We start from the raw sequence: 17,107 nt of genomic DNA on the forward strand, positions 1-17,107 counted from the left end.
GCGCTCTACGCGAAGGCCGAACACAAGGCGGTCTGGGCGCGGATCAACGCGCGCGCATCGAAGGACGCCAGCGGCGACCTTTGAGGCTACCGGCCGGCTATTTCCGAACCCAGACCTTCTCGCCCCCGACCCAGGTCTCGGCAACCTTAATCGCACGCAGTTCGGTCGGTGAAGCGATCATCGGATCGCGGTCGACGACGATGAAGTCCGCGCGCTGCCCGGCGGCGAGCGCGCCGAACTTCGTCTCGGCAAACCCTGCATAGGCGGCGGCACCGGTCATCGCCCACCACGCCTGTTCGCGCGAGATAAGTTCCTGCGGCTGCCACCCGCCCTGCGGCTGGCCGTTGGCATCCTGCCGGGTGAACGCCGCGGCCCAGGTGGCGAACGGATCGGGCTTCTCGACCGGGAAATCGGTACCAAAGGCAAGCTTCGATCCGTTCGCCAGCATCGACTTCCAGGCATAGGCGCCGGTCAGCCGACTCGGCCCGAGCCGCGCCTCCGCCATCGTCCGGTCGCTGGTCTGGTGCGTCGGCTGCATCGACGCGATCGTGCCGAACTTGCCGAAGCGCGGCAGGTCGGTGGGATCGACGATCTGCGCATGCTCGACACGCCAGCGCCGGTCGCCCTTGTAGGTCTCGCTCTCGACCTGGATCGCGTCGAGCACCTGCTGGTCCGCACGGTCGCCGATCGCATGCACCGCGACCTGAAACCCGTCCATCGCCGCGCGGCTCATCTGGTTCTGGAGCTGCGCATCGGTCAGGAAGCCCAGCCCGGTCTGCCCCGGCGCATCGGCATAAGGCTTCAGCAGCCAGGCGCCACGCGATCCGAGTGCGCCATCGGCATAGAGCTTCACCCCGCCCATCCGCAGATGGTCGTCATACAGCCACGGCGTCGGCCCCTTGCCGCCGATCCGCCCCGCGGTCTCGACGCCCAGCGCATAGCTCATGATCCGGACGCGCAACCCGCCGATATCCGCCATCCGGCGATAGGTCAGCCAGTCGTCGAGCGTGGTGCCCATGTCGGCGACCGCGGTGACGCCGTACCCCAGCAGGATCCGCTGGGCGGTCAGGAAGGCCGCATCGCGCTCCTTGGGCAAAGGCTGCGGCACGACCTTCTCGACCAGCGATTGCGCGGCATCGACGAACACGCCCGACGGCGCGCCGCCGCTCTTTTCTATGCGCCCCCCCGCCGGGGCGACCGTGGCGCCGGTGATTCCCGCCTCGCGCATCGCGACACTGTTCGCCCAGCCGGCATGGCCGTCCGCGCGCGACAGCCAGATCGGATGGCCGCCCGACACCGAATCGAGATCCGCAGCGGTCGGAAACCGCCCCAGCCCCCAGGCTTCCTGGTTCCAGCCGCGGCCGAGCACCCATTTGCGATCGGGATTGGCCGCGACATAGGCGGCGATCCGCGACTTTGCGTCGTCGAGCGAGGTCGCTGCCGACAGGTCGAGCGACAGCGCGCCGAAGCCGAGCTCGATCACATGGCCATGCGCATCGACGAAGCCGGGCAGCACGGTCTTGCCGCCCATGTCGGTACGCCAGTCATAGAGCGGCTTGCCCGCGTTCTTCTTCAATTCCTTGCGGCTGAGCTTGGGGGGCTCCTCCCCCGGCGGCACCAGCCGGGTGACGCGGCCGTCCTTGTCGACCAGGATCGCCTTGAACCGGACGATCTTGCCGCCCTCGGTGATGGTCAGGCCGTTGACGTTGTCGACGATCCCGTCGGCCAGCGCCGGGGTGGCGAACAGCGACAGGGCGGCACTTGCGAACAGGACAGGCTTCACTTCGGCAATCTCCGCACCAACGCACTCGTATCCTGCCGCGCGCCGCCCATGGCCTGCACATCGGCATAGAATTGATCGACCAGCGCCGCGACCGGCAGGACCGCGCCGTTGCGCCGCGCCTCGTCGAGCGCGAGCCCCAGATCCTTGCGCATCCAGTCGACCGCAAAGCCGAAGTCGAAGTCTTCCTTCGCCATCGTCGGCCAGCGATTGACCATCTGCCAGCTCTGCGCCGCGCCGCCCGAAATTGCCTCGAACACCTTGTCGAGGTCGAGCCCGGCATTCTGCGCGAAGCGGATTGATTCGGACACGCCCTGGATCACCCCGGCGATCGCGATCTGGTTGCACATCTTGGTCGTCTGGCCCGCGCCCGCGTCACCGACATGGACGATCCGCGCAGCATAGGCCTGCATATACGGCTCGGCCTTCGCCATGGCGTCGGCGGAACCGCCGCACATGATCGACAATTTGCCGTTCTCGGCACCCGCCTGCCCGCCCGACACCGGCGCATCGACGACGAGCGCGCGCGCCTCCGCCAGCCGCCGCGCGATCGCGGCGGAGACGGTCGTATGGTCGACGAACACCGCATCGTCGCGCATCGCCGCGAACGCGCCGTCCTCACCCAATGTTACCGCGGCAAGATCATCGTCATTGCCGACACAGGTGAACACCGCATCCGCATCGCGCGCCGCCAAAGCAGGCGTGTCCGCGACCGTTCCACCGTATTTATCGGCCCATGCCAAAGCCTTGGCCTGGGAGCGGTTATAAACGGTGACGTCGTGCCCTGCCGCGGCGAGATGCCCCGCCATCGGCGCGCCCATCACGCCAGTCCCGATGAATGCCAGTTTTGCCATGGATCAAGCGCATAAGCGGTGTTTCCCCTGCGCGCCAGATGGTCTAGCGCAACGCCTATGGCTACCCTCGCTGCCGTAGCGGCACCCACCCTTCCCGTGTCCATCGACGACGTCCGCGCCGCGCATGACCGGATCCGCGCCTCGATCGTCCGCACGCCGACGCTGATCAGCCGCACGCTGAGCCAGATGACCGGCGCGACCGTCTATCTGAAGTTCGAGAATCTTCAGTTCACCGCGGCCTACAAGGAACGCGGCGCGCTCAACACGCTGTTGCAGCTGTCGCCCGAAGCGTGCGCAAAGGGCGTGATCGCCGCGTCGGCGGGCAATCACGCACAGGGTCTCGCCTATCACGCCAACCGGCTCGGCATCCCCGCGACGATCGTGATGCCGACCAACACCCCGACCGTGAAGGTCACGCAGACCGAAGGGCACGGCGCCAAGGTCGTGCTGTACGGCGACACCTTCGATGCCGCTTATGCGCATGCCCGCATCCTCGAGGGCGAATGCGGCTTCACCTTCGTCCATCCGTTCGACGACGCCCGGGTCATCGCCGGCCAGGGCACGACCGCGATCGAGATGCTCGAGGACGTGCCCGAGATCGACATGATGGTCGTCCCGATCGGCGGCGGCGGTCTGATCTCGGGCGTCGCGACCGTGACGCGGGCGAACGTGGCGCAGGGCGGTCATGCGATCGAGGTCGTCGGCGTCGAGGCCGAGCTGTTCCCGTCGATGTACAACCGCATCAACGGGACGACGATGCCCTGCGCCGGAGACACGCTGGCCGAGGGGATCGCGGTCAAGGAGCCCGGCGGCATCACCTCCAAGATGGTCGCCGAACTCGTCGACGACATCGTCCTGGTCAGCGAGCGCAGCCTGGAGATGGCGGTCAGCCTGCTGCTCCAGATCGAGAAGACGGTCGTCGAGGGTGCCGGTGCCGCCGGCCTCGCCGCGCTGCTCCAGCATCCCGAGCGCTTCAAGGGGCGGACCGTCGGGATCATCCTGTGCGGCGGCAATATCGACACGCGATTGCTCGCCAACGTCCTGCTGCGTGATCTCGCACGCTCGGGCCGGCTCGCACGGCTGCGCATCCGCCTGCAGGACCAGCCCGGCGCGCTGTACAACGTCGCCCGGATCTTCGATCAGGAGCGGGTGAACATCATCGAGGTGTATCATCAGCGCGTCTTTACGACGCTGCCGGCAAAGGGGCTGATCACAGATATCGAATGCGAGGCCCGCGATCGCGCGCATCTCGATCGGCTGGTCACCGCGCTGAAGGCGGCGGGCTATGAGACGAGCACGGTCGAACTGGCCTGATCCCCGGCCAACGCCGCCCGGCGCCGACGGGAATTTCTTTTACCACCGCGGGCCGCCCCACTTTCCAGCGGCCCGCACAGGAATCATATACCGCCCGCGCCTTGAGAGCGCATGGAAGCCGAGAGAGGGGCACTTCGCGATGACTGCGCCTTTTCGGTTTCCCCGGTTCTTCGTGACCAGCCCCGGCCCCTGCCCCTATCTGCCCGATCGGGAGGAGCGGAAGGTGTTCACCGAACTGAACGGGCCGCATGCGGTCGAACTCAACGACGCGCTGAGCCGGATCGGGTTTCGACGGAGCCAGGGCGTCGCCTATCGGCCGAGTTGCACCGGCTGCAGCGCCTGTGTGTCGGTCCGTGTCGTGACGCCGGAATTCACGCCCAATGCGACGCAGCGCAAATTGCTCAAGCGCCACGGCGACATCACCGCAACCGTCTGTCGCGCATGGGCGACCGACGAACAGTTCCAGCTGTTGCGCCGCTATCTGTCGGCACGTCACCCGGACGGCGGCATGGCCGGGATGGATGAGGACGATTATGCCGACATGGTCGAGCATTCGCCCGTCGACTCGCTGATCGTCGAGTATCGCGAACCGGGCATCGGCAGTGCCCCGGGCCGGCTGGTCGGCGCCTGCCTCACCGATCGCCAGGCCGACGGACTGTCGATGATCTACAGCTTCTTCGCAGCGGACGACGCATCGCGGCCGGGCTTCGGCAACTACATCATCATCGACCACATTCTGCGCGCACGCGGTGCGGGGCTACCCTATGTCTATCTGGGCTATTGGGTGAAGGGATCGGGCCGGATGGAATACAAGATCCGGTACCGCCCGATCGAGGCGCTCGGCCCGGGCGGATGGAGCCGCCTGAGTGAGGAGGACCTGTTGGCGGCCGCCCCCGGGCAGGGCCCCGGGCAGCGCGAGGACTAGTCGCCGACGGTCACTGACCATCCCGCGACACGACGACATCGACCTCCAGCCGCTCGCCGCCCTCGCCGAGCCGCGATCCTGCCACCGGCGCGGCCCCTGCAGCATCGAGCGCGACCGCGACCCGGACGTGATGCTCTTCGGGACAGTCGCCGGTGAACGGGTCGAAACCGATCCAGCCCAGCCCGTCAACATGCGCCTCGGCCCAGCCATGCGGCGTCGGACGGTGATCGTCGTCGCGTTCGGTCAGCAGATAGCCCGACACATAACGCGCCGGCGCCCCCAGCGAACGCGCAGCGACGATGAACATCTGCGCGAAGTCCCGAGAGGTGGCGCTGTCGAGCCGGAACGCCGCCGCCGCGCCGAGGTTTGGCGCGGGACGGCCGGGATTGGCGGCAAAGCGTTCGTGCAACGCCTCGTTCACCCGGTGCAGCGCCCCGATCCGGCCTTGGGCGGGGGTCGCGACGCGTGCGGCGAAATCGGCAATGGCCTTGTCCTGTGCGGTGGTCTCGGTGGGCCGGAGGAACAACGCCGGCGGCAATACTTCATAAGCGCCGTGGACGACGCCGTCGGAATGGCTGGTCAGCACCTCGCCCGTGACGTCGATCTCGATCCCGTCGATCGGGCCGTCGATGTAGAGCATCGTGATGGCATTGCCGAACCCGTCGCGCCCCTGCCGCAGCCGGGCATCGCAGTCGATGTCGATCCGCCACTGCGCGACCGTCTGGTCATGCGTGTTCTGCGGGGTCATGCGGAGCATCTGGACGAGCCGGCTCTGCGGCTCGGTGAAGCGATAGATCGTGCGGTGATCGACCGACAACCGCATCAAAGGAACTTGAACTGCCGGCCGATCGCGCCGTGGAGCAGCGCATTCTCCTGGATGAAGGCCTGCAGATACTGGTGCAGGCCCGATGCGATCACCTCGCCGGATCGGGTTCGCCCCAGCCGCGAGGCGCGCAGCCGCGCCATCCGGTCCGCCTCGCCGTGCTGGCCGGTACGTTTCGCAAGCAGATTGAGCACGTCCACCGTCTCCTCGACCGAGGCTGCAAGACTACGCGGCAACTCCGCGCGCGCCAGCAACAAATCGATCACGTCGGCCGGCCGAAGGCCGTCATTGTACATCCAGCGATAGGCGGTCACCGCCGACACGGTCTGCAGGATGGTCGTCCACTGGTCACGATCGATCGCGCCGCCCAGCTTCTGTCCCTCCGGCAGCAGGATATGATATTTGACGTCGAGCAGCCGCGCGGTGTTGTCCGCGCGCTCGACCGCCTGGCCGAGCCGGATGAACCAGGTCGTCTGGTTGCGCAGCATGCGGTGGATCGCACCCTCGAACCCGCGCGTCTCGGTCTTGACCGCCTCGACCAGGTTGAGCTGCGCGGTCGTGCTGCCGGGGGTCGCGCGGTTTTCGAACAACAGCCACGCACGGTTGATCGCGGTCCATGATTCCCGCGTCAGCGCGGTCCGCACCGCCTTGGCATTGTTACGCGCCATGTCGAGGCAACGGACGATCGATCCCGGATGGCTGGCGTCGAGCGTCAGAAAGCGCACCACGTCGCGCTGCCCGACCGGCACCCCGGTCTTGGCAAAGGCCTCGTCGGTCTCGGTGACCGCCAGCGCCGATGCCCAGGCCGCCTCGCCCGCAGGCTGCGACGACAGCACGTCGAGGCGCACCGTCGCCTCGACCAACCGCGCGATGAAATCGGCACGTTCGAAATAGCGTCCCAGCCAATAGAGGGACGAGGCGGTCCTCGACAGCATCAGGACTGTGCCTCCGGCCCGGGCATGCCTTCGCCGAGGGTCTGCGTCATCCCGCCCAGCGTCTGCGTCATGCCGCCCCCCCCCATGCGCTGCGATTGATCCGCCATCAGGACGAAGCTGTCCTTCGTGCCGCCACCCTGGCTTGAATTCACAACCAACGATCCCTGCTTCAGCGCGACGCGGGTCAGCCCGCCAGGCACGACCTGGACGCCCTTCGACCCGGTCAGCACAAACGGCCGGAAATCGACATGCCGCGGGCACAGCCCGGATTCGGCCATCGTCGGTACGGTCGACAGCGCGAGCGTCGGTTGCGCGATATAGCGATGCGGCTCGGCGATCAGCGCGGCACGGAAATCCTCGATCTCCTGCTTCGTCGCGGTCGGGCCGACCAGCATGCCATAGCCGCCCGAACCGTCGACCAGCTTGACGACGACGTCCTCAAGATTGTCGAGGACATATTTCAGCGCCTGGGGCTCGCGGCACCGCCACGTCTCGACATTGGGCAACTTGCACTCGCCGCCTGAATAGAATTTCACGATGTCGGGCATGTAGCTGTAGATCGCCTTGTCGTCGGCGATGCCGTTGCCCGGCGCGTTGATGATCGCGACATTGCCCGCGGCATAGGCCGCGATCAGCCCCGGCACGCCGAGCGCGCTGTCGGGACGGAAGACCAGCGGGTCGAGATAATCGTCGTCGATCCGGCGATAGATCACGTCGACCTTCACGCGCCCCGCGATCGTCCGCATCCATACGACATCGTCGTCGACCACCAGATCGGCCGCCTCGACCAGCTCGACGCCCATCGTATCGGCGAGGAAGCTGTGCTCGTAATAGGCCGAGTTATAATGCCCCGGCGTCAGCACGACGCAGGTCGGTGCGCTGACGCCGTGCGTCGCAACCGACTTCATCGTCTCAAGCAGCCGGTCGGGATAGCTGTCGACCGCCGCGACGCGAAACTCGCGGAACAGCTCGGGGCAGAGCCGCAGCATCGCCTCGCGATTCTCGAGCATGTAGCTGACCCCCGAGGGCGTCCGCGCATTGTCCTCGAGCACGAAAAAGTCGTCGGGTCCGGTGCGTACCAGATCGATCCCGCAGATATGCGCCCAGACCCCGTGCGGCGGGCGCATCCCGGCGATTTCGGGACGGAACTGCGCATTGCCCATGACGAGATCCTCGGGGAGGATCCCTTCCTTCAGGATGCGGCGTTCGCCATAGATATCCTCGAGGAACGCATTGATCGCCTCGACACGCTGGACGAGCCCTTCGGAAAGCCGCGTCCATTCGTCATGCAGGAAGACCCGCGGGACGATGTCGAACGGAATGATCCGCTCGGCCGCCTCGTTCTCGCCATAGACGGCAAAGGTAATGCCGAGCTGCCGAAACGTCGTTTCAGCCGCCTGCTGGCGACGCCGCAACTCGGCGTCGGGCGTCTCCTCGATCCAGCGGCCCAAGGCGGCAAGTTCGGGACGGACACGGGTATCGCCCGGTGCCCCCATGATTTCGTCGAACGCTTGTTTCCCCATCGAAATGGTAAATTCCCCATCAAGCGTTGCGGTTCCATGCTGCAACGCTTCACCGCGCTGCACAAGCCGGATTAGACGCCCAGCCCCGCCAGCAGCGCCGGGGTGAGGACCTGCGGCAGGACGGTCGGCTCGGCCGCCCCCGGCGCATAATAGAGATAGAGCGGCACGCCGGCACGGTTATGCGCCTCGATGAAGCGGCCCATGACCGGGTCGCCATCGGTCCAGTCGCCGATCAGCACCGCGACCTTGTTCTTGGCGAACGCGTCGCGGACCGTCGCGGTCTCGATCGCCGCCTTCTCGTTGACCTTGCATGTCAGGCACCAGTCGGCGGTGAAATAGACGAACACGCCGCGCTTCTCGGCGCGCAGCGCGGCAAGCTTCGCCTCGCTGAACGCCTCGTCGCCGGCGACCGCCGTCCTGGCCGAGGCCGGCGGCGCGCGGGCGATGACGACCGCGCTGCCGACGAACACGACCGCCAGTGCGGCAAGGGTCGCCGCGCCGAACGCCTTGCCCTTGCGCTGCCGCGTGCCGCCAACCCACAGCACCGCCCCGATCGCCAGCACTGCGACGAGCGCGAGAGTCAGGCTGTCGACGCCGGTCTGGCGGCCCAGCACCCAGGCGAGTGCGATCGCGGTCAGGAACATCGGCACCGACAGGACATGCCGGAACGTCTCCATCCACGCGCCGGGCTTGGGCAGCCAGCGCCGCCACGCCGGCACGAAGCCGATCGCGAGGAACGGCAGCGACAGCCCGAGTCCCAGCCCGGCGAACACCGCCATCGCCGCGGGCCAGGGCAGCACGAGCGCAGCGCCCAGCGCTGCACCCATGAACGGCCCGGTGCACGGCGTCGCGATGAATGCGGCCAGCGCGCCGGTCGCAAACGCACCGCTCGCACCGCTCTCGCCCGCGAACCGCGGCGTCGGCACCTCGAACAGCCCGGCCAGGTTGAACGCGATCGCGGTGCTCAGCAGCAGCAGCACGATGATCGCCGCGGGATGCTGCAACTGGAACGCCCAGCCGACCGCAGACCCGCCCGCACGCAGCGCGAGGATCGCAGCGCCAAGGCCAAGGCACACCAGCACGACGCCCGCGGTATAGGCCAAGGCCTCGTGCCGCGCCTCACGTTCGCTGGCGCCACCGCGCGCGAGGCTGAGCGCCTTCAGGCTCAGGATCGGGAAGACGCAGGGCATGATGTTGAGGATCAGCCCGCCGAGCACCGCGCCCGCAAACGCCGCCAGTGCGGTCGCCCACAGCCCGCCCGCATTATCCGATGGCCCCGCCGCAACGACCCCCGGCGCGGCGCTGACCGCGAGCCCCTGCGAGTCGCCGATCCGCAGCACACCCTCGATCGGCGCATTGGCCTTGCCATTGGCCGCCAGTCGCGTCGCGATCGTCAGCGTATCGCCCGACCGCGTCACGGTCTGGCGCGCGCCATTGTCGATCACGCCGGTGGTGAGCGGGAAGAAATAGGCATCCTGCGCCCTGGCCCCGGCCGGGAACGGCACCGCGACGCGCAGCACGCCCTGGTCGACCGCATAGGTCGCGCCCGCATCGAGCGGCTTGGGGATCGCCCGCCGCCAGCCGGCAAAGGCGCTTGCTTGCGACGCCGCGCCGTCGCCGATCGTCAGGTCGAGCGACAGCGCCTGCTCCTCGGGCACGCAGATCGTCGCCGAACAGACAAGATAAGACGTCTTCAGCCGGATCGGCAGCTTGGCGCCCGCCGCCAGCCCCGCCGGCACCTGGATCGTCACGAGCGGCGCATAGGGCGCCTCGTAGACATAGTTCATCAGCCCCGCGATGAGCAGCGTCGTCGGGACGGGCCATTCGGGCTGCCCCGCCGTCACTCCGCGCGGCAGCGTCCAGTCCAACGTCGCGGAAAACCCCGCATCGCCCGGATTGGCCCAATAGCCATGCCAGCCCGTATCGGGAGTCGTTGCGATCGCGATGGTCAGCGGTGCGCCCGCTTTCGGATGGTCGCTTTCAGCAACGAGGCGCATACTCAGATGCCGGCTCGAGCCGTCGAGCGGGTCCGCCAGCGCCGGCGTCGCCACGAGGCTGCACAGCGCGAGCAGCATCGTCATCAGGACGCAACGTAAACTGCGCATGGCCATCCTTGTTTCGTTCATCGGCCACAGCCATAGCGAGGACGACACCGCATTACATCCGAAAGCAGTCATGCTGCTGCTCGTCAAAGGACTGTCCGTGAAAGCACTTATCGCCGCGTTGCTCCTGGCCCCGGCCGCGTCCGTGACCGCGTCCGCGCAGACCGCTCCGGCCCCAGCCCCGGCCCCGGCGGTTGCGGCACCGACGCCCGCCACGCCGCCCAAGCTGATCGTGGCGATCTCGGTCGACCAGTTCGCCGCCGACCTGTTCCAGCAATATCGCAACCACTTCACCGGCGGCTTCACCCGCCTGCTGAACGGCGTGGTGTTTCCGAGCGGCTATCAGAGCCATGCCGCGACCGAGACCTGCCCCGGCCACTCGACCATCCTGACTGGCATGCGGCCTGCGCATACCGGGATCATCGCGAACAACTGGGTCGACCAGCGCGCCGACCGCCCCGACAAGATCGTCTATTGCTCGGAGGACGAGCGTGTCACCGGCAGCACGCATGACAGCTACACCGTGTCCGACATGCATCTGAAGGTGCCGACGCTCGGCGAGATGATGAAGGCGCGCGATCCCCGCACCCGCTCGGTCTCGGTCGCGGGCAAGGATCGCGCGGCGGTGATGATGGGTGGCCACAAGGTCGACGAGCTCTGGTGGTGGGACGGCAAGACCTATGTCTCCTATGCGGGCCGCGCGGTACCGCCGGCGGTGCAGCGCACGCGCACCGCGGTCGCCGGGCTGATCGCGCTGCCCCAGGCCGCGCTGCCGCTGCCCGGCTATTGCACGGGCGTGAACCACCCGATCGTGATCGCGGGCAAGACGTACGGCCAGGGCCGCTTCGAGCGCGAGGCGGGCGACGCCAAGGGCTTCCGCGTGTCGCCCGCGTCCGATGCCGCGGTGTTCGCGATGGCGGCGGCGCTGGTGCAGGACATGAAGCTCGGCCAAGGGCCACAGACCGACATCATCGACATCGGCGCGTCGGCGACCGATTATATCGGCCACACCTACGGCACGCAGGGTTCCGAGATGTGCATCCAGATGGCCGAGCTCGACAAGACGCTCGGCGGCTTCTTCGCGGTGCTGGACGAGACCGGCGTGGATTACGAGGTCGTGCTGACCGCGGATCACGGCGCGCACGATGCGACCGAGCGGCAGCAGCAGCGCGCGATGCCGATGGAGGCGCATATGGACGAGAATGTGCTCGCCAAGCAGGTCGGCACCGCGATCGCCAAGGATCTGGGCCTGCCCGGCAGCGTCCTGCTCGGGACCGAGGGCGACGTCTATATCGACGATGCGCTGCCCGCCAAGACGCGCGCCAAGGTGCTGACCGAGGCGCTACGCCGCTACCGCGCGCTGCCGCAGGTGGCCGCCGCCTTCTCGGCCGCCGAGATCATGGCTACGCCGATGGCGACCACCCCGCCCGAGACCTGGACGCTGATCGAACGCGCGCGCGCCTCCTATGCCGAGGGCCGCTCGGGTCAGTTCGTCACACTCCTGAAGCCACGCGTGACGACGATCGTGTCGCCCGCCGGCGGCTATGTCGAAACACACGGCAGCCCGTGGGACTATGATCGCCGCGTGCCGATCCTGTTCTGGCGCAAGGGGATCGCCGGGTTCGAACAGCCGCTGTCGGTGGAAACCGTCGACATCGTCCCGACGCTCGCCGCAACGATCGGCCTGCCGGTATCGGGACTCGACGGCCGCTGCCTCGACCTCGACGCGGGCGCGGCGAGCACCTGCCCGGGCTGAGGAGCCCCGTCGGACCGCTTGGACCCTGTCCTCCCGCCGCCCGTCATCCCGGCGAAAGCTGGGACGACGGGGTCTTGAGCGGCGGCGGTACGCCCCCCCGCTTCCCCCGCAGCCTCGACTTAGCGCGTCTCGAACGCCCGCAACCCCGGGCCCAGCCGGTTCGCCCCCAGCGCCAGCCGGTCATGGCTGTAATCCGCCAGGAATGCGGGACTGGTCGCATCGCCCGGTGCCAGCCGCGCGTCATTGTCCTCGACGCGCAACCCGGTCGAGCGATAGGTCTTCGCTTCCGCCGCGACGACGATCAGCCCGGTGTGGTTCTCCTTCTGCCGCCCCTGCACGAAGGTGTTGCGCGCGATCAGCCCGGTCGCGCCTTCGGGCAGGTCGATCATGTAATTGGTCTTCCGCCCCGCGCTGTCGTCGAAGCTGTTGTCGGTGATCGAGACGGTCGGCACGCGCAGTTTGACGTAATGCCCGCCGGTCCCGCGCTCGAACCGCGAGCGGGTGATCGTCACGCTGCCCTGGTTCGCCAGATACACGGCATGCGAGCAGCTCGGCGACTGGTCGCACTGGCCTAGCCCCGAAAAGGTCGACCGGTCGATCGTGATCCGCTGCTCGCTTGGCTCGCCGCCGAGGATGCCTTCCTGGCTGTCGAGGAACATCGCGTTGACGACATTGAGGTCCCCCATCTCGGTGCGGATCCCCGCGCCATTGCCGTCGGGGACGCTGTAGCCGCGAAAGACCAGGCCATCGACGACCGATCCCTGCCCGCGCAGCACCAGTGCCGCCTTCTCCTCACAAGCCACGCCTTCGAAGATCGCGGTGCCCGGCTCCACCGCCTTGAAGGTGATCCGCCCGCCCGCCTGCACCGCGCATTGCCGGTAGGTGCCGGGCGCGATCAGGATCGTCGCGGTGCCGAGCCGGATCGATGAGACCGCCTCCTGCAGCGTCGCAAAGCCCTGCCCGTCGACGGTGAAGGGCGACGCGCGCCGCACCGGCGCTTGGGCCGAGGCGGACGCAGCAACCAGCACGAGCAATAAGAGCGATCGGTTCAAGCAGGGCACTCCCTCATCGGCCAGCCACGATTGCGCCGCCACGCCCCGTGCTTAGCGCGGATGCGCCCCGGCTGCCGATAGCGGGGGCCCGCCCCGCGTCCCGCAATGGCGCAGCCTGCAAACGGATCGACACCGGTTCGACCGTAGCGAAGCATATTGCCGCCGCCTGCCCGGCCGCATACCACCCCGCAGCATAAAGCCGGCGGGGGGGCCCCGACCGCGCGAGAGGGGGAATGCATGCACGCCATGACACCGACGGAGGTCTTCCTCCTTGCGATGCTCATCATCTTCAGCGTCCCCTATCTGGTCTGGCGGCTGGGCCGGACCGATTACTGGGCACCGCTGGTCGTTGTGCAGATCTTCGGCGGCATCCTGCTCGGACCGGGCGTGCTCGGCGCGCTCTTCCCCGATTATTATGCGACGATCTTCACGCCTGCGACAATCGGCTCGCTGAACGGCGTCGCGTGGTGGGCGGTGATGATGTTCGTGTGGGTCGCTGGCATCGAACTCGATCTCGGCGCGGCGTGGCGACATCGCGGCGAGACCGCGGTCACCGCCGGCCTCGCTCTCGCGGTGCCGCTCGCGACCGGCAGCATCGCCGCCGCGCTGATGCTGCGCTATCCGGGCTGGGCAGGCGTGTCGGGCGCGCGGTGGCAGGTCGTTCTGGGCATCGGCATGGCGTGCGCGGTCACCGCGCTGCCGATCCTCGTGCTGTTCCTTGAAAAGCTCGAGGTCCTGCGTGAGCCGATCGGCCAGCGCATCCTGCGCTATGCCAGCCTCGACGATATCGCGATCTGGGGCGTGCTCGCGCTGATCCTGCTCGATTGGGAGCGCGTAGGCCGGCAGGCCGGCTTCCTGGTCGGCTTCGCGGTCGCCACCCTGCTGATCCGCCGACTGATGGCGCGGATCCCGGAGCGCGATCGCTGGTATGTCAGCCTGATCTGGCTCGCCGGCTGCGGGTTCGCCGCGGACTGGGCGGGGCTGCATTTCATGGTCGGCGCGTTCCTGTCGGGCGCGGTGCTCGACGCGAAATGGTTCGACCAGGTCCGAATGGACGACTTCCGCCGCTTCGTGCTGCTCGCGGTGATGCCGGTGTTCTTCCTGTCGACCGGCCTGAAGACGCAGTGGGCGGTCGGCGGGATCGCGGTGTTCGCCGCCGCGGCCTTGCTGCTGTTCGCCTCGGTCGGCGGCAAGCTGGCGGGCGTCCACGCCGCCGGGCGGATCCTCAAATGGCGCCCGGGGGAGGCGTCCGCGATCGGCTGGCTGCTTCAGACCAAGGCGCTGATCATGATCATCTTCGTCAACATCCTGCTCGACAAGGCGATCATCACCAACGAAACCTTCACCGCGCTGCTGCTGATGGCGCTGGCCAGCACGATGCTGACCGTGCCGATGGTCGCACCGAAATTGAAGAAGCTGGCATCGTTGGTCGGGCGTAGCGCCTGACAGCCATAAGCATGGCGCCACCCCGGCGAAGGCCGGGGTGACGTCACGGTTCGGGGTTCAGTCCAGGTTCGGCCGCAGCCAGCGCTCCGCGATCGGCAGGTCGACGCCGCGGCGCGCCGCATAGTCTTCCAGCTGGTCGCGGCCGACGCGGGCGACACCAAAATACTCCGCCTGCGGGTGGCCGAAATAGAAGCCCGAGACGGCCGCGGTCGGGAACATCGCGAAGCTCTCGGTCAGTTCGAGCCCGGTCGCGGTCTCGGCATCGAGCAGGTCGAACAGGATCGGCTTCAGGCTGTGATCGGGGCATGCGGGATAGCCCGGCGCAGGGCGGATGCCGCGATACTGTTCCTTGATCAGCGCATCGTTGGTCAGCTGTTCCTCGGGTGCATAGCCCCACAGCTCCTGACGGACATGCTTGTGCAGCCGTTCGGCGAACGCCTCGGCAAAGCGATCGGCGAGCGCCTTCAGCAGGATATCGTTGTAATCGTCATGCCCGGCCTTGAAGCGCGCGATATGCTCGTCGATCCCGTGAATGCCGACTGCGAACCCACCGAACCAGTCGCCCGCAGGATCGACGAAATCGGCGAGGCACATGTTCGCGCGCCCCTCGCGCTTCGAAATCTGCTGGCGCAGCATCGGCAGGCGCACGTCCTCGTGCGGCATGTCGTGGCCGCGCGTGTGCGAGACGACCACATCGTCCCCCTCGCGCCGCGCCGGCCACAGCCCCACGACCCCGCGCGGCGTCAGCCATTTTTCCGCGACGATCGTGTCGAGCATCGCCTGCGCGTCCGCATAGAGCGAACTCGCGCTCTCGCCGACGACCTCGTCGGTCAGGATCGCCGGGAAGTTGCCCGCCAGCTCCCAGGCGCGGAAGAACGGCGTCCAGTCGATATAGTCGCGCAGGTCGGTCAGGTCCCAGTCCGCGAACACATGGACGCCGGGCTTCGCGGGCGCCCCGGGCTTCAACGCAAAGTCCGCGACGAACCCGCGCTCGCGCGCCGTCTCGATCGGGATAAGCTCGCTCTGGCCCTTGTTGGCCCGCGCCACCCTCACCGCTTCATATTCGTCCGCGGTCTTGGTCACGAACTCGTCGCGGATCGTGTCGCTGACGAGCGTCGACGCGACACCCACCGCGCGGCTCGCATCGAGCACGTGGACGACCGGGCCGTCATAGGCGGGCGCGATGCGCAGCGCGGTGTGGACCTTCGAGGTGGTCGCACCACCGATCAGCAGCGGCATCGTCATGCCCGCGCGTTTCATCTCCTCGGCGACGGTCACCATCTCGTCGAGGCTCGGGGTGATGAGGCCCGACAACCCAATCATGTCCGCGTCATTCTCGTTCGCCGCTTCGAGGATCTTCGACCACGGGACCATCACGCCCAGATCGACCACGTCGAAGCCGTTGCACTGGAGCACCACGCCGACGATGTTCTTGCCGATGTCATGCACGTCGCCCTTGACGGTCGCCATGATGATCTTGCCCTTGCCGCGCGCGCCGGGCTCCTTGGCTGCCTCGATGTAAGGCAGCAAATGCGCGACCGCTTTCTTCATCACGCGCGCCGATTTCACGACCTGCGGCAGGAACATCTTGCCGCTGCCGAACAGGTCACCCACGACGTTCATGCCGTCCATCAGCGGGCCCTCGATCACCTCGATCGGGCGACCGCCATTGCCGTCGATGATCTGGCGCGCTTCCTCGGTATCCTCGACGACGTGCAGATCGATGCCCTTGACCAGCGCATATTCGAGCCGCTTGTTGACGTCGAGTGAACGCCATTCCGCCGCCGCTTTCTCCGCGACGACATCGGTGCCGCGATACCGCTCGGCGAGCTGGACGAGCCGCTCACCCGCCTCTGGATCCTTGTTGAGCACCACGTCCTCGACCGCCTGCCGCAGTTCGGGGTCGATATCGTCATAGATGTCGAGCTGGCCCGCGTTGACGATTGCCATGTCCATGCCCGCGGGGATCGCATAATAGAGGAACACGCTGTGCATCGCGCGGCGGACCGGCTCGTTGCCGCGGAACGAGAAGCTGAAGTTCGACAGTCCGCCCGAGATATGGACGTGCGGGCAGCGCGCCTTGATCTCGCGGCACGCCTCGATGAAGTCGACGCCGTAATTGTCATGCTCCTCGATCCCCGTCGCGACTGCGAAGACGTTGGGGTCGAAGATGATGTCCTCGGGCGGAAAGCCGATGCCGACGAGCAGCTTGTAGGCGCGCTCGCAGATCTCGACCTTGCGGTCCTTGGTGTCAGCCTGCCCGACCTCGTCGAACGCCATCACGACCACCGCGGCGCCATAGGCCATGCACTTGCGCGCTTGGGCAAGGAACTGCTCCTCGCCCTCCTTCATGCTGATCGAATTGACGATCGGCTTGCCCGAAACGCACTTCAGTCCCGCCTCGATCACGCTCCATTTCGAGCTGTCGACCATGAACGGGATGCGCGCGATGTCGGGTTCGGCGGCGATCAGCTTGAGGAACGTCGTCATCGCGTGGTGCGCGTCGAGCAACCCCTCGTCCATGTTGACGTCGAGCACCTGCGCGCCGCTCTCGACCTGCTGGCGCGCGACCTCGACCGCGGCGGGATAGTCGCCCG

At 67.5% G+C, this 17,107-nt stretch carries 12 protein-coding genes; 4 read left to right on the forward strand and 8 right to left on the reverse strand.

Annotated elements, in window-relative coordinates; genetic code table 11:
• Positions 1–97: 97 nt before the first annotated feature.
• Together sphsw_RS03905 and sphsw_RS03910 are read right to left on the reverse strand one after the other, a co-directional pair.
• Positions 98–1,783 (reverse strand): amidohydrolase, encoded by a 1,686-nt coding sequence (locus tag sphsw_RS03905; protein WP_152555374.1) that lies wholly within the window; start codon positions 1,781–1,783, stop codon positions 98–100.
• Positions 1,780–2,634, reverse strand: coding sequence for an NAD(P)-dependent oxidoreductase (locus sphsw_RS03910; protein WP_031439465.1), 855 nt, complete (start codon positions 2,632–2,634; stop codon positions 1,780–1,782). Before sphsw_RS03910 ends, sphsw_RS03905 begins: the two co-directional genes overlap by 4 nt.
• A gap of 57 nt (positions 2,635–2,691) precedes the next feature.
• Here sphsw_RS03910 and sphsw_RS03915 point away from each other — a divergent pair, with 57 nt between their 5' ends.
• Both sphsw_RS03915 and sphsw_RS03920 read left to right on the forward strand, forming a co-directional pair.
• The gene (locus sphsw_RS03915; RefSeq protein WP_031439466.1) at positions 2,692–3,948 is read left to right on the forward strand and encodes a threonine ammonia-lyase; all 1,257 of its coding nucleotides are present in this window, start codon (positions 2,692–2,694) and stop codon (positions 3,946–3,948) included.
• A 139-nt stretch (positions 3,949–4,087) separates the two neighbouring features.
• Positions 4,088–4,873: an arginyltransferase gene (locus sphsw_RS03920; RefSeq protein ID WP_031439467.1), complete on the forward strand. Its 786-nt coding sequence runs from the start codon at positions 4,088–4,090 to the stop codon at positions 4,871–4,873.
• A 10-nt stretch (positions 4,874–4,883) separates the two neighbouring features.
• Here sphsw_RS03920 and sphsw_RS03925 read toward each other — a convergent pair whose 3' ends face one another.
• From sphsw_RS03925 to sphsw_RS03940, 4 genes are all read right to left on the reverse strand, one after another.
• A complete protein-coding gene (locus sphsw_RS03925) occupies positions 4,884–5,696 on the reverse strand; it encodes a transglutaminase family protein (protein WP_031439468.1) in 813 nt (270 codons plus the stop codon).
• Positions 5,696–6,631, reverse strand: a complete 936-nt coding sequence (locus tag sphsw_RS03930; protein WP_031439469.1) for an alpha-E domain-containing protein — start codon at positions 6,629–6,631, stop codon at positions 5,696–5,698. The genes sphsw_RS03925 and sphsw_RS03930 overlap by 1 nt, the downstream gene beginning before the upstream one ends.
• Complete coding sequence (locus tag sphsw_RS03935) at positions 6,631–8,154, reverse strand: circularly permuted type 2 ATP-grasp protein (RefSeq protein WP_031439470.1); 1,524 nt, start codon at positions 8,152–8,154, stop codon at positions 6,631–6,633. The genes sphsw_RS03930 and sphsw_RS03935 overlap by 1 nt, the downstream gene beginning before the upstream one ends.
• A gap of 71 nt (positions 8,155–8,225) precedes the next feature.
• A complete protein-coding gene (locus tag sphsw_RS03940; protein ID WP_031439471.1) occupies positions 8,226–10,259 on the reverse strand; it encodes a protein-disulfide reductase DsbD family protein in 2,034 nt (677 codons plus the stop codon).
• Between the two features lie 70 nt (positions 10,260–10,329).
• Between sphsw_RS03940 and sphsw_RS03945 the strand changes: the two genes are divergently transcribed.
• A complete protein-coding gene (locus sphsw_RS03945) occupies positions 10,330–12,012 on the forward strand; it encodes an alkaline phosphatase family protein (RefSeq protein WP_042466531.1) in 1,683 nt (560 codons plus the stop codon).
• A 119-nt stretch (positions 12,013–12,131) separates the two neighbouring features.
• Here sphsw_RS03945 and sphsw_RS03950 read toward each other — a convergent pair whose 3' ends face one another.
• The gene (locus tag sphsw_RS03950; protein WP_031439473.1) at positions 12,132–13,064 is read right to left on the reverse strand and encodes a hypothetical protein; all 933 of its coding nucleotides are present in this window, start codon (positions 13,062–13,064) and stop codon (positions 12,132–12,134) included.
• Positions 13,065–13,301: 237 nt separating this feature from the next.
• Between sphsw_RS03950 and sphsw_RS03955 the strand changes: the two genes are divergently transcribed.
• Positions 13,302–14,510, forward strand: a complete 1,209-nt coding sequence (locus sphsw_RS03955; protein WP_031439474.1) for a cation:proton antiporter — start codon at positions 13,302–13,304, stop codon at positions 14,508–14,510.
• 57 nt (positions 14,511–14,567) lie between these two features.
• On the opposite strand, the gene metH is transcribed toward sphsw_RS03955, so the two are convergent.
• Positions 14,568–17,107, reverse strand: a 2,540-nt coding sequence (gene metH / locus sphsw_RS03960; protein ID WP_031439475.1) for a methionine synthase, incomplete at its 5' end; no start/stop codon positions are given.

Origin of the sequence: Sphingomonas sp. FUKUSWIS1, assembly GCF_000733135.1 — a bacterium.
Taxonomy (GTDB): domain Bacteria; phylum Pseudomonadota; class Alphaproteobacteria; order Sphingomonadales; family Sphingomonadaceae; genus Sphingomonas; species Sphingomonas aerolata.

What these genes read in the sequence shown, in the direction of transcription:
- sphsw_RS03910 (WP_031439465.1), bottom strand. Translation starts at nt 2,634, where the DNA reads ATGGCAAAACTGGCATTCATCGGGACTGGCGTGATGGGCGCGCCGATG.
- sphsw_RS03915 (WP_031439466.1), top strand. Translation starts at nt 2,692, where the DNA reads ATGGCTACCCTCGCTGCCGTAGCGGCACCCACCCTTCCCGTGTCCATC.
- sphsw_RS03920 (WP_031439467.1), top strand. Translation starts at nt 4,088, where the DNA reads ATGACTGCGCCTTTTCGGTTTCCCCGGTTCTTCGTGACCAGCCCCGGC.
- sphsw_RS03925 (WP_031439468.1), bottom strand. Translation starts at nt 5,696, where the DNA reads ATGCGGTTGTCGGTCGATCACCGCACGATCTATCGCTTCACCGAGCCG.
- sphsw_RS03930 (WP_031439469.1), bottom strand. Translation starts at nt 6,631, where the DNA reads ATGCTGTCGAGGACCGCCTCGTCCCTCTATTGGCTGGGACGCTATTTC.
- sphsw_RS03935 (WP_031439470.1), bottom strand. Translation starts at nt 8,154, where the DNA reads ATGGGGAAACAAGCGTTCGACGAAATCATGGGGGCACCGGGCGATACC.
- sphsw_RS03940 (WP_031439471.1), bottom strand. Translation starts at nt 10,259, where the DNA reads ATGCGCAGTTTACGTTGCGTCCTGATGACGATGCTGCTCGCGCTGTGC.
- sphsw_RS03945 (WP_042466531.1), top strand. Translation starts at nt 10,330, where the DNA reads ATGCTGCTGCTCGTCAAAGGACTGTCCGTGAAAGCACTTATCGCCGCG.
- sphsw_RS03955 (WP_031439474.1), top strand. Translation starts at nt 13,302, where the DNA reads ATGCACGCCATGACACCGACGGAGGTCTTCCTCCTTGCGATGCTCATC.